The sequence below is a fragment of the Achromobacter xylosoxidans genome (assembly GCF_002192695.1).
Taxonomy (GTDB): domain Bacteria; phylum Pseudomonadota; class Gammaproteobacteria; order Burkholderiales; family Burkholderiaceae_B; genus Achromobacter; species Achromobacter xylosoxidans_C.
Genome location: NZ_MTLG01000053.1, coordinates 185403 through 198493, shown reverse-complemented (window position 1 = coordinate 198493; position 13091 = coordinate 185403). Strand labels below are relative to the sequence as shown.

Below are 13091 nucleotides of genomic sequence, written 5' to 3'. Positions count from 1 at the left end.
CTGCACATTCGCCAGGATTCGTATGTCCTCTGATGAACAGGACCGTCCGCGCAAGACGCTGACGATCAAGAAAACGGCGCGCGACGCCCACGCCGAAGACGCCCCCAAGCGCACCCGCACGGGCGCCCGCGCCCGCCTGGTCGCCCAGCAGGAGCGCACCAAGGAAAGCATCGAACGCCAGAAAGACCCCGTCGCCTATCAGCGGCGCAAGGACGAGGAAGCCCGCGGCCCGCGCGGCGCCGGGCGCGGCCCGTCCGCGCGCGGCGCGTCGGATCGGGCCGCGCCCGGCCGCGGCGCTTCGGACCGGCCCGCGCCGGACCGCAAGCGCGCCGAAAGCCCGCGCCGCGAGGCCGAGTCCGGCGGCCGCTCCGGCCGCGCCCCGCAGCGCGCGCCGCGCCTGCGCGACGACCAGTACATCGCGCCCGCCACGCCGGCGGGACGCTTCTACGACCCGTTCGAAGACGACGGCCCCGCGCCGGAGTACCCGCCCGAACCCGATCACGCACAGGAAGCGGATTTCACCGGAACCCGCGGTCACGGCCATGAACATGACCGCGACGAAGGGCGCGGCAGGCGCGAACCCGCCGTGGAGACCCGCAGCCGCCGTCCGCGCGAAACCCGCCAGGCGGAAGTATTTCCCATCTTCGCCCCCTGCCCCCAAGGGCTGGAAGAGGCGCTGACGGCGGAAATGCAGGCCCTGGGCTTCGAGGACGCCCAAGCCGGCCGCGCCGGCTGCTCCTTTACCGCCGACTGGGCGGGCGTGCAGCGCGCCAACCTGTATTCGCGCCTGGCGACGCGCATCCTGGTGCAGGTCGCCCATGCCGAGATTTCGCACGAAGACGACATCCTGGACCTGGCCCGCGACACCCCCTGGGAACGCTGGTTCGGCGCGGAGCAGACCCTGCGCGTGGATACCTCGGCCATCAAGAGTCCGGTGCAAAGCCTGCAGTACTGCAATCTGCGCGCCAAGGACGGCATCTGCGACCGCCTGCGCGAACTGGAAGGCGAACGCCCCAGCATCGACACCGTGCGTCCGGACGCCCGCGTGCACCTGTTCCTGACCGGGCATACCGCGACGTTGTACCTGGACACCTCAGGCGAATCGCTGTTCAAGCGCGGCTGGCGCCTGGACAAGGGCGAAGCGCCCCTGCGCGAGAACCTGGCCGCCGGCATGCTGGCGCTGGCGGGCTGGGATCCAGCCGCCCCGCTGCTGGATCCGTTCTGCGGGTCGGGCACCATTCTGATCGAGGCCGCCTGGATCGCGCTGGGCGTGCCGCCCGGCATCTCGCGCCCGTTCGGCTTCGAGCGCCTGCGCGGACACGACGCCTACCGCTGGCGCGACCTGAAGGACGATGCGCGCGCGCGCATCCTGCCGCAGTTGGACGCGCCACTGGTCGGCTACGACCTGGACCCGCAAGCCATCGAATTCGCCCGCAACAACGCCGAACGCGCCTGGCTGACCGAAGACTCCATCCGCTTCGAGGTCGGCGATGCCCGCCATGTCACGGCGCCCGCCGACCATGGCTGGATCGTCACCAACCCGCCCTACGGCGAGCGCATGGGGACGGAACAGGACGCGGACCTGTGGCGCGACTGGGCCACCTGCCTGAAGCGCAACTTCGCCGGTTGGCAATTGCACGTCATCACCAGCGACCTGACCTTGCCCAACCAACTGCGCCTGAAACCCAAGCGCCGCGTGCCGCTGCACAACGGTTCGCTGGACTGCCGCCTGTTCGGTTTCGAGCTGGTCGCGGCCGGTTACCGCGACGCCTGAGCGGCTCGCTCCGCGCCCCGGGCGGTTTCGGCCGCGGGGCGCCCTCCCTTTCCCCCTTGAACAGCGCGTTGTAAAGGCGCCGCAACATGGCGCGCTTATCTTTACTTATGGTTTTCCCCAGCCCCGTTTGAGAGCATCATCGCACCAAGGTGTTGCCAATATGCACCGGCCACTTGCACAAGTTCAGGGTTAACCCCTATAATTCGGGTTATCCCTAGTAGCTAAACAAACAGTGCAAGCCCGTGGAGGCTATTGTGATCAACCCGAACAACACCATCCGCCTGACCGACGAACTCGAGCGCCAACTGATGCTCCAGGCTATTGAAGAACAATTCCGTCCGCACCCGATGCGGGCGTTGGCCGCCGGCCTGCGTAAGCTGGCCCACGGCATCCGTGCCCTGGCTGGCAAGACGAGCGCCAAGAACGCGCACTCCGCCGCCTGAGCATGGCCCAGGCCACGGCCTGAACAGTTTTCCCCTTGGGGGCTGCACAGCCCCTTTTAAGACCCACCCTTACCGGTGGGTTTTTTTTTAACCAGGGCGCCGGAGTCCGGCTTTGTCGGATAATAGCGACCCATGACGACCGACGCCCTGCTCGACCAGACCCCCAACCGGCTGCGCCGGTTCGCCTGCATGATGTACGAAGCCGTGCTGCTGTTTGGCGTGGTGTTCCTGGCGGGCTACCTGCTGGATACGCTGACCCAGAGCAAGAACGCGCTGGAACTACGGGGCGCCCGGCAGGCTTGGCTGTTTGTCGCCATCGGCGCGTACTTCGTGCTGTGCTGGCGCCGCCGCGGCCAGACCCTCCCCATGAAGACCTGGAACATCCGCCTGGTCGACCGCGACGGCAATACCCCGTCCACCGGCCGGCTGATGCTGCGCTATGTCCTGGTCTGGCCCTTGGTGCTGGCCGGCGCGGCCGTCGTCTGGGGCGCCGCCAGCGCTACCGGCTGGGCCTCCATGGACATGTTCATCGTCGCCGCGCCCTTCACCATCTTTGTCTGGTCCTGGTTCGATCCCGACGGGCAGTTCCTGCACGACCGCATCCTGGGCACGCGCCTGCGCAACGCGCCGCGGCACAAGAAGGCCCGCTAGGCCCCGGATGACGCCACCGGCCGGCGCGCCGCATACATCCTGCGACAAATCGCAACATCGTGCGCCGAATTACCTGTTTGCTTTCAGAAAGTTGAAAGTCGACCGCAAAGACAATGGGGCCCCTTTTTTCAGACGCCTCAGAACCCACATGCGCGCTTTCCTTTCCCGAGTCGCGCTGGCCGCCGCCAGCGCCCTGTTCCTGATGCCCGCCGGCGCGCTCGCGCAGAACGCGGCCGCCCAGCAGGAAATCGAAGCGGCCACGAAAGCCGCCTTTGCCGCCGCCCAGGAAGGGCCGGCCGACGTCAAGCTGGGCGAGCAGGCGGTCGTGCATCTGCCCGAATCCATGTTCTTCGTGCCGCGCCTGCAGGCGGACCGGCTGATGGCGGCCTACGGCAACGGCAAGGATCCTTCCCTGCTGGGCGTGGTGATGCCCAAGAGCGACGACGACGACTGGGTCATCACCGTCAATTTCGACAAGGCCGGCTACATCAAGGACGACGACGCCAAGAACTGGAACGTCAACGAACTGCTGGACAGCCTGCGCGAAGGCACGGAGCAGTCCAACGAAGAACGCAAGAAGCGCGGCTTTCCCGAACTGATCATGGACGGCTGGGTCGAGGCGCCGAAGTACGACAGCCAATCGCAGCGCCTGGTCTGGTCGGTCGCCGTCAAGCACAAGGGCGAAAGCGCCACCGAAAACCCCACCGTCAACTACAACACCTACGCGCTCGGCCGCGACGGCTACATCACCCTGGACCTGATCACGCAGAAGAGCATGGTGCCCAAGGACAAGACGGCCGTGCTGACGCTGCTGGACAACCTCACGTACGTGGAAGGCAAGCGCTACGCCGACTTCGACTCGTCGACCGACAAGGTCGCCGAGTACGGCCTGGCCGCCCTCGTGGCCGGCGTGGCGGCCAAGAAACTGGGCCTGTTCGCCGTGATCGCCGCCTTCCTGGCCAAATTCGCCAAGGTCGGCCTGCTGGCCGCGGCCGCGCTGGGCGGCGGCATCTGGAAGCGCCTGCGGGCCAAGAAGGCCAACCAGCAGCAGCCCTGACCGCGCGGCGGGGTAGCGGCTGCCGCCCCGCCGTCACAACAGCGTCACATGGCGTTCACGTTCCGGTCATCGCCGGATGGTTTCATTCCCAGGCATGAGCACAGTCCCTGGGAAAGCTACCGTGAACGAAATCCGCCCCGCGCACTGGCGCGCCCTCTGGATTTCCGATATTCACCTGGGCACCGCCGGGTGCAAGGCGGAATTCCTCCTCGACTTCCTGGACCACAACGATTCCGACACCCTTTACCTGGTGGGGGACATCGTCGACGGCTGGCAGCTGCGCAAGCACTGGCACTGGCCCCGGGCGCACAACGACGTCATCCAGCGCATCCTGCGCAAGGCGCGCAACGGCACCCGGGTCGTGTTCATCCCCGGCAACCACGACGAATTCGCGCGTGAATTCGCCGGCTACGCCTTCGGCGATATCGAGATCCTGGACGAGGACGTGCACGTCACCGCCAAGGGGCAGCGCCTGCTGGTACTGCACGGCGACCAGTTCGACGGCGTGATCCAGCACAGCCGCTGGCTGGCGCACCTGGGCGACGGGCTCTATCAGCTGGCGCTGTGGATCAACCATCACTTCAACCGGCTGCGCCACCGCCTGGGCCTGCATTACTGGTCGCTGTCGCAGTACCTGAAGCACAAGGTCAAGAACGCCGTCTCCTTCATCACGGACTTCGAGGAGGCGCTGGCGGGCGAAGCCCGGCGCCGCGGCCTGGACGGCGTGGTCTGCGGGCATATCCACAAGGCTGAACTGCGCTACGTGGGCGAAATCCTCTACTGCAACGACGGCGACTGGGTGGAAAGCCTCTCGGCCCTGGCGGAGACGCACGACGGCCAGCTTCAACTGCTGGACTGGGCCGCCATCACGGCGGAACGCGAAGCCGACCCGGCTGCCCGTCCGCCCCGCTCGCTGACGCTGCCGGCCCTGCCCTCCGCGCTGCGCCGCCAAGGCAAACACCCGTGATAACCCGTATGCGTCCCCGTTACGCAACGGGGATGTTGCAGTTCACGGCCCTCTAGGTCATGCTTGCATCTGGGGCAACGGGCCAACTTGACCCGTTCACGCTGCAACATGCTCACAACATAGGGCCATGAACGACCAATATCAGGCGCTCTACCAAACATTCCGCTGGCTGGTACCCACCCAGTTCAACATCGCGGAAGCGTGCTGCCACCGCTGGGCATCCAGCAGTCCGGATGCGCGGCGCATTGCCATCTACTACGAAGATGAATCTGGCAACCGCGAGGTCTGGACCTATGCCCGCCTGGCGGAAGCGGCCAATCAGCTGGCCAACGGCCTGGTGAAAATGGGCGTGGGACGCGGCGACCGCGTCGGTGTGGTGCTGGGGCAACGGCCCGAGACCGTAGTGGCCCATATGGCCATCTACAGCGTCGGCGCGGTGGTACTGCCGCTGTCCGCCCTGTTCGGTCCCGAAGCCCTGGAAAGCCGCCTGCGCGATTCCGAAACCCGCGTCGCCATCGTGGATTACGCCTCCAGCGCCAACCTGCTGGCCGTGAGCGACAACTGCCCCAACCTGCAACAGATCATCGGCATCGGCTTCGCCGACGAGCGCGTATTGCCCTGGCGCAGCCTGCTGGCGCGCCAGCCCAGCGAGTTCAAGATGGTCCAGACCCGTTCCTCGGATCCGGCCATCCTGCTCTATACCTCCGGCACCACCGGCGCCCCCAAGGGCGCGCTGCTGCCGCATAGCGTGCTGATCGGCAACCTGCCGGGCTTCGTGGCCTCCCAGGACTGGTTCCCCAAGCCCGCCGACGTGTTCTGGTCGCCCGCCGACTGGGCCTGGACCGGCGGCATGATGGACGCCCTGCTGCCCACCCTGTACTTCGGGCACCCCATCGTCGGCACCCGCGGCCGCTTCTCGGTCGAACGCGCATTCGAACTCCTGGAACGCTACCAGGTCACCAACACCTTCCTCTTCCCCACCGCGCTCAAGATGATGATGAAAGCGGTGCCGGAACCGCGCGGCCGCTACCAGCTGGCCCTGCGTTCCATCATGAGCGCGGGCGAAAGCGTGGGTGAAACCGTCTTCGAATGGTGCCAGTCGGCCTTGGGCGTGACGCCCAACGAAATGTTCGGCCAGACGGAAATGAACTACGTGGTGGGCAACAGCCAGAAGCGCTGGCCCGCCAAGCCGGGCAGCATGGGCCGCCCCTACCCGGGCCACAACGTCGCCGTGCTGGACGAGGACGGCAAGCCGGTAGCGCCCGGCGCCACCGGCGAGATCGCCGTCAACCGGCTCGACATCCATGGCTTTCCGGATCCCGTGATGTTTCTGGGCTACTGGCGCAATGAAGCCGCCACCCAGGCCAAATTCAAGGGCGACTGGTGCCTGACCGGCGACCTGGCCAAGATCGACGCCGACGGCTACCTCTGGTACGCGGGCCGCGCCGACGACGTGTTCAAGTCCGCCGGCTACCGGATCGGCCCGGGCGAAATCGAAAGCTGCCTGATCGGGCATCCGGCCGTGGCCAACGCCGCCGTCGTGCCCAAGCCGGACGCCGAGCGGGGCGCCCTGGTCAAGGCCTATGTGGTGCTGACGCCGGAGTTCGCGCAGCGCGACCGCAACGACATCATCGAAAATCTGCAGGAGCACGTGCGCGAACGCCTGGCGCCGTATGAGTACCCCAAGGAGATCGAATTCGTCGACGAGCTGCCCATGACCACCACCGGTAAAATCCAGCGCCGCATCCTGCGCCTGCGCGAAGAAGAACGCTCGCGGGCGACCGCGAGCATGGCAGAAGCGCCGCACGCCCCCAAAGGCCTGACGCCGCAACCGGAGAACTAGGCATGCCCATTTACCAGCTCGACGACCTGATCCCCCGCATCGACCCGGCCGCCTACGTGGCCGACAGCGCCGACATCATCGGCAACGTAACACTGGAGTCAGGCGTCAGCATCTGGTCCAACGTGTCGATCCGCGGCGACAACGACGCCATCCTGATCAAGAGCGGCACCAATATCCAGGAAGGCAGCGTGCTGCACGTGGACGACGGCTGTCCCATGACCATCGGCCCCAACGTGACGGTAGGCCATCAAGCCATGCTGCACGGCTGTACCATCCACGAAGGCGCCCTCGTGGGCATGCAGGCCATCGTGCTGAACAACGCCGTCATCGGCCGCAACTGCCTGATCGGCGCGGGCGCCATCATTCCCGAAGACCGCGTCATTCCCGACAACTCCCTGGTCATCGGCATCGGCAAGATCGTTCGTGAACTCTCGGACGAGGAAATCGCCAATCTGCACAAGAACACCGCCCATTACGTGGCGCGCGGCCAACACTACAAGACCGCCCTGAAACGGATCGGCTGAGCGCCCTGGGGCGCGGCTTCGACCCTGCTGCCGGCAGGGGGAATAGACTGGCCTGATCGGCTAACATTCCCCCATGACCGATCAGCTCAAGAAATACCTTACCGAAGACCGCAGCGTCCGCATCCAGGCCGTGCGCCTGGACGCGACCTGGAAGGCCGTGCAGGCCAATCACGACTATCCCCCCGCCATCACCCACCTGCTGGGCGAACTGGTGGCGGCATCCACCCTGCTGGCCGCCAACATCAAGTTCGACGGCTCGCTGGTGCTGCAGATCCAGGGCGACGGCCCCATCGCCCTGCTGGTGGTGGAATGCCGCAACGACCTGAGCCTGCGCGCCACCGTCAAGATGCGCGAAGGCCACGAAGTGCCCACCGACGGCAATATGCAAAGCCTGCTGAACCCGGGCGGCAACGGCCGTTTCATCGTGGTGCTGGACCCGCAGCGCAAGCTGCCGGGCCAGCAGGCCTACCAGGGCATCGTGCCCCTGCAGGGCGACACGGTGGCCGAAGCGCTGCAACACTACATGAAGGCCTCCGAACAGCTGGATACCCGCCTGTGGCTGGCGGCCGACGCCGACCATGCCGCCGGCATGCTGATCCAGCGCCTGCCGTACCACGGAGGCTCGGACGCGCCGGTGCTCACCGAGCAGAACGCCGCCGAAACCTGGGACCGCGCCAGCGCCCTGGCCGGCACCATCAAGCGCGATGAACTGCTGGCCACCGACATCGACACGCTGATCCACCGCCTGTTCTGGGAAGAAACCCTGGTGGCGTTCGATCCGCTGTCCGTGCGCTGGCACTGCCCCTGCACCCGCGAGCGCGTGGCCAGCATGCTGCGCACGCTGGGCCAGGAAGAGATCAACAGCGTCCTGGCCGAACGCGGCCAGGTCGACGTGTCCTGCGATTTCTGCGGCAAGCCGTACAAGTTCGATTCCGTCGACTGCGCGACCTTGTTCTCGTCCAGCGCGGCCTCCGCCGCGGACGAACCACCCACGGTGCACTGACCCACGCCGGCGGCCCGGCCGCCGGGACGTTTCCGTCACGCCGGCTTATCCTCATCGACAGGCGGCCATGCCCGCGCCAGACTGCGCAGCCATGACCGCCTTTTTTCATGCGCCCTCCTGCCGGCAATACGGCGCCGCCGCCATCGAATTCGCGGTGGCGGCGACGCTGGTGCTGTTGCTGGGCCTCCTGGCGATCGAAACGGCCCGCTGGCAAGGCGTGCGCCAGCTGGCCCACCTGGCGCTGACGGAGGCGGCGCGCGCCGGCGCCACCGCGCACGGCGATCCGGCGCGCATGCGCAGCGCCTTTCTGCAGGCCTTGCTGCCGCGCCACGCCGATGCGCAAGGCCAGGCCGGCGCGCGCCGCCGCCAGGATGACGAACTGGCCGAGCTGGCGGCCATTTCAGGCACCCATCCCTGGCGCATCGAAGTCCTGCTGCCCGACGAGCAGTCGTTCCGCGAACACGCCCGCCCGGACCTCAAGGCGCCGGCGGCGGCGGGCCTGCGCGCCATCGACAACGGCTACCAGGACCTGCAGCATGCGCGCCGGCCGCCGCGTCCGGGCGGACAGAGCATTTTCCAGGCCAACACCCTGAAGTTGCGCCTGACCTATCTGCACAAGCCGCTGCTGCCGCCCTTGCGGGCGCTGCTGGCCGTGCTGGCCGTCGACCGCAACAGCTATGCGGGCAACGCCCAGGCCCGGGGCCTGTTGCCCTTGCGCATGGAACTGGAAACCGAGATGCACTCGCACCCGGTGGATTGGGCGCGCAGAACGCCGCAACCCGCCGGCATCGTGTACGGCGAATGCCGCAGCGTGCGCTGCGGCAGGACGAAACGGGGAATGAACAGGAACGGCGGCCGGCGCTCAGTGCCGGGCGTTGGTCTGATTGGCAGGCCTGGCAGGCGCAGCCGGCGGACGGGCGGCCGGTGCGCTGGCGCGCGCGGGCGTCGCCGGCTTGGCCGCGGCGTCGGCCGCCAAAGAGGCGCCGCCCGCCGGGGCCGGGGTGTTCTGCGGCAGGATGTGCACGAACACCTCGCCATCGCGCATCATGCCCAGTTCGCCGCGGGCGCGTTCCTCGATGGCGCCGGAGCCGCCTTCGAGGTCGCGCACTTCCGCTTCCAGTGCGGCATTGCGCGCGCGCAGGCCTTCGTTGGTCTCGCGCTGCTCCGCCACCTGGCGTTGCAGATCCCAGACCTTGAACCACCCGCCCTTACCCAGCCACAGCGGGTATTGGATCAGGCCTAGCAGCACGAACAGCACCAGGAACAACAGGCGCATACGCGGGAACCCTCAGCAATCGTGGCGTGGATGCGGCCCCTGGCTAACGCCTGGAGCCGCGCTTCTCATCAACGCAGGTTGTAAAAAGCTTCCAGGCCCGGATACGACGCGACTTCAGCCAGCTCTTCCTCGATGCGCAGGAGCTGGTTGTACTTGGCCATGCGGTCCGAACGGGACAGCGAACCCGTCTTGATCTGCATCGCGTTGGTTGCCACGGCGATGTCGGCGATGGTGGAGTCCTCGGTTTCGCCCGAACGATGCGACACGACGGCGGTGTAGCCGGCGCGCTTGGCCATTTCGATGGCGGCGAAGGTCTCGGTCAAGGTGCCGATCTGGTTGATCTTGATGAGGATCGAGTTGGCGACGCCCTTCTGAATGCCTTCGCGCAGGATCTTGGTGTTGGTGACGAACAGGTCGTCGCCCACCAGCTGCACCTTCTTGCCCAACTGGTCGGTCAGGAGCTTCCAGCCTTCCCAGTCGTTTTCGGCCATGCCGTCTTCGATCGAGATGATCGGGTACTTGTCGCACCAGGTGGCCAGCAGGTTGGTGAATTCCTGCGAGGACAGCGAGATGCCGCCTTCGCCGGCCAGCGTGTACTTGCCGTCGCGGTAGAACTCGGAGCTGGCGCAATCCAGGCCCAGGGCGATCTGCGTGCCCGGCTCGTAGCCGGCTTCGGTGATGGCCTTCAGGATCAGCTGGATGGCGGCTTCGTGGCTGGGCACGTTGGGCGCAAAACCGCCCTCGTCGCCCACGGCCGTGGACATGCCCTGGCCGTGGATCAGCTTCTTGAGCATGTGGAAGACTTCGGCGCCCCAGCGCAGGGCTTCGCGGAAGCTGCCCGCGCCCACCGGCAGAATCATCAGTTCCTGCAGGTCCAGCGTGTTGTTGGCGTGCGCGCCGCCGTTGATGACGTTCATCATCGGCACGGGCATGCTCATGGGGCCGCTGCCGCCGAAATAGCGGTACAGGGACAGGCCCGACTCGTCGGCGGCGGCGCGGGCCACGGCCATGGAGGCGGCCAGGATCGCGTTGGCGCCCAGGCGTTCCTTGGATTCGGTGCCGTCCAGCTCGATCAGGGTGCGATCGACGAAGGTCTGTTCCTGGGCGTCCAGGCCCATCAGGGCTTCCGAGATTTCCGTATTCAGGTTCTCGACGGCGCGCAGCACGCCCTTGCCCAGATAACGGCTCTTGTCGCCGTCGCGCAGCTCGATGGCTTCGCGCGCGCCGGTGGACGCGCCCGACGGCACGGCCGCGCGGCCCATGGCGCCGGACTCCAGCAGCACGTCGCATTCGACGGTGGGGTTGCCGCGCGAATCCAGAATCTCGCGGCCGATGATATCGACGATAGCACTCATGACTTTACATTCCCTGAACGATAAACATATTCATGACAGCCGCGCCTTCGCGGGCATTGCGGGCACGGCGGTACTGCCAGGAGTCGTAGAAAGCCTGGGCCGCGGCCATGGAGGGAAACTCCATGACGACGGTGCGGCCAGGTTCACGGCCCTCGAGGTGCCTGGAATCGCCGCCGCGCACCAGGATCTTGGCATCGTACGCGCGCATCGCGAGCGTGGACAGACGCTTGTAATCCTCGTATTGCGCGGGCTTGGTCACTGAGACGTCGGCGATGAGGTAGGCACTCATGGGGTTCCTTCAGAGCAGTTGCGTTGGTTTCGGTCTGACGCCGGATACGGCGATGCCGCCAGTGTCGCGCAAGGCGCCCTGGCGACGCATATCCGATGCTAATTGGTTGTATCCGAAAGAAGCGCCGCCGTACAGGGCGGCGCCGAGGCGGCGGCCTGCGGTCCCGAAGATCCGCTTACGGAACTCCAGACCGCAGACGCGCATTACGCCTCCTGACCGCGGCGAGCCTTCTGCTCGATGGCGGCGCGGATATAGCTGGAGAACAACGGGTGGCCGTCACGCGGGGTGGACGTGAACTCAGGGTGGAACTGCACGCCCACGAACCACGGGTGATCGGGCAATTCCATCATTTCCGGCAGATTCTCGGTCGGCGTGCGGGCGCTGATCACCATGCCGGCTTCTTCCAGGCGCGGCACGTAGACGTTGTTGACCTCGTAGCGATGACGGTGACGCTCGTTCACTTCGTCGCCGTAGATGGCCTGCGCGCGGGTGCCGGCCTTGATCGGCACGCGCTGCGCGCCCTTGCGCATCGTGCCGCCCAGGTCGGACGAGTTGTCGCGCTTTTCGACCTTGCCTTCGCGGTCCATCCATTCGGTGATCAGGGCCACCACGGGGTGCGGCGCCGAGGGATCGAATTCCGTGCTGTTGGCGCCGCCCAGGCCGGCGACATGGCGCGCGAACTCGATGACGGCCAGTTGCATGCCCAGGCAGATGCCCAGGTAAGGCACGCCGTTTTCACGGGCGTAGCGGATCGCGGCGATCTTGCCTTCGGTGCCGCGCTTGCCGAAGCCGCCCGGAACCAGGATGGCGTCCAGGTGCTTGAGCTGGTCGGTGCCGCGGGTTTCGATGTCTTCGGAGTCGATGTACTCGATGTTGATCTTCGAGCGCGTGTGGATGCCGGCGTGGACCAGGGCTTCCGTCAGCGACTTGTACGACTCGGTCAGGTCGACGTACTTGCCGACCATGCCAATGGTGAGCTGGTGCTGCGGGTGCTCCAGCGCCTCGACCAGGTTGTCCCACATGGACAGGTCGGCCGGCGGCGGGGTCAGGCCCAGCGCTTCGCAGACGATGTTGTCCACGCCCTGCGCATGCAGCATGGCCGGGATCTTGTAGATCGAGTCGGCGTCCCAGACGGAGATGACCGCGTCCAGGGGCACGTTGGAGAACATCGAGATCTTGGCGCGCTCGTCGTCCGGGATGCGGCGGTCGGCGCGGCACAGCAATGCGTTCGGGTAGATGCCGATTTCGCGCAGCTTCTGCACCGAGTGCTGGGTCGGCTTGGTCTTGAGTTCGCCGGCCGACGCGATGAAGGGAACCAGCGTCAGGTGCACGAAGGCTGCATTGTTGCGGCCCATGCGCAGGCTCATCTGGCGCGCGGCTTCCAGGAACGGCAGGGACTCGATGTCACCCACGGTGCCGCCGATCTCGACGATGGCGACGTCGGTGTTGCCGTTCCAGCCAGCTTCGGCGCCGCGGGCGATGAAGTCCTGGATTTCGTTGGTGATGTGCGGAATGACCTGGACGGTCTTGCCCAGGTAGTCGCCGCGGCGCTCCTTGCGGAGCACGGATTCGTAGATCTGGCCGGTGGTGAAGTTGTTCACCTTGTGCATGCGAGCCGAAATGAAACGCTCGTAGTGGCCAAGGTCCAGATCGGTTTCGGCGCCGTCTTCCGTGACGAACACCTCGCCATGCTGGAACGGGCTCATGGTGCCCGGATCGACGTTGATGTACGGGTCGAGCTTCAGCATGGTGACTTGCAGGCCACGCGACTCGAGGATGGCGGCGAGCGACGCAGCGGCGATGCCTTTGCCCAGGGAAGACACCACACCGCCGGTGACAAATACGTATTTGGTCATCGTAATGAGCACCCGGGACGAGCGGGCGCGTGCGGGAAATTTGGATTATAGCC

Annotated in this window: 12 protein-coding genes and 1 pseudogene; 9 read left to right on the top strand and 4 right to left on the bottom strand. The window is 66.5% G+C overall.

Annotation, left to right across the window (positions count from 1 at the left end):
* The first annotated feature begins 22 nt into the window (after positions 1-22).
* The 9 genes and pseudogenes from BRO63_RS07400 to BRO63_RS34425 all read left to right on the top strand — a co-directional run.
* Positions 23-1774: a THUMP domain-containing protein gene (locus tag BRO63_RS07400; protein ID WP_088139101.1), complete on the top strand. Its 1752-nt coding sequence runs from the start codon at positions 23-25 to the stop codon at positions 1772-1774.
* 254 nt (positions 1775-2028) lie between these two features.
* Positions 2029-2217, top strand: a complete 189-nt coding sequence (locus BRO63_RS07395) for a hypothetical protein (RefSeq protein WP_006389355.1) — start codon at positions 2029-2031, stop codon at positions 2215-2217.
* Between the two features lie 132 nt (positions 2218-2349).
* Positions 2350-2868, top strand: coding sequence for an RDD family protein (locus tag BRO63_RS07390; protein WP_088139100.1), 519 nt, complete (start codon positions 2350-2352; stop codon positions 2866-2868).
* Between the two features lie 148 nt (positions 2869-3016).
* Positions 3017-3925 (top strand): DUF2167 domain-containing protein, encoded by a 909-nt coding sequence (locus tag BRO63_RS07385; RefSeq protein WP_088139099.1) that lies wholly within the window; start codon positions 3017-3019, stop codon positions 3923-3925.
* A gap of 94 nt (positions 3926-4019) precedes the next feature.
* Entirely contained in the window at positions 4020-4892 is an 873-nt protein-coding gene (locus tag BRO63_RS07380; protein ID WP_088139098.1) for a UDP-2,3-diacylglucosamine diphosphatase, read from the top strand.
* Positions 4893-5019: 127 nt separating this feature from the next.
* On the top strand, positions 5020-6735 hold the full coding sequence (locus BRO63_RS07375) for an acyl-CoA synthetase (protein WP_088139097.1): 1716 nt from the start codon (positions 5020-5022) through the stop codon (positions 6733-6735).
* Positions 6736-6737: 2 nt separating this feature from the next.
* Positions 6738-7259: a gamma carbonic anhydrase family protein gene (locus tag BRO63_RS07370; protein WP_088139096.1), complete on the top strand. Its 522-nt coding sequence runs from the start codon at positions 6738-6740 to the stop codon at positions 7257-7259.
* A gap of 73 nt (positions 7260-7332) precedes the next feature.
* Positions 7333-8262, top strand: coding sequence for an Hsp33 family molecular chaperone HslO (gene hslO / locus BRO63_RS07365; RefSeq protein WP_088139095.1), 930 nt, complete (start codon positions 7333-7335; stop codon positions 8260-8262).
* Between the two features lie 67 nt (positions 8263-8329).
* A pseudogene (locus BRO63_RS34425) lies at positions 8330-8509 on the top strand (TadE/TadG family type IV pilus assembly protein); the annotation flags it as partial.
* A 615-nt stretch (positions 8510-9124) separates the two neighbouring features.
* On the opposite strand, the gene ftsB reads toward BRO63_RS34425, so the two are convergent.
* From ftsB to BRO63_RS07335, 4 genes are all read right to left on the bottom strand, one after another.
* Positions 9125-9538, bottom strand: coding sequence for a cell division protein FtsB (ftsB, locus tag BRO63_RS07355; RefSeq protein WP_088139196.1), 414 nt, complete (start codon positions 9536-9538; stop codon positions 9125-9127).
* A 68-nt stretch (positions 9539-9606) separates the two neighbouring features.
* Complete coding sequence (gene eno / locus BRO63_RS07350) at positions 9607-10893, bottom strand: phosphopyruvate hydratase (RefSeq protein WP_013392290.1); 1287 nt, start codon at positions 10891-10893, stop codon at positions 9607-9609.
* A gap of 4 nt (positions 10894-10897) precedes the next feature.
* Entirely contained in the window at positions 10898-11182 is a 285-nt protein-coding gene (locus tag BRO63_RS07345; protein WP_088139094.1) for a DUF1330 domain-containing protein, read from the bottom strand.
* Between the two features lie 203 nt (positions 11183-11385).
* A complete protein-coding gene (locus BRO63_RS07335) occupies positions 11386-13038 on the bottom strand; it encodes a CTP synthase (RefSeq protein ID WP_088139092.1) in 1653 nt (550 codons plus the stop codon).
* Between the last annotated feature and the right edge of the window lie 53 nt (positions 13039-13091).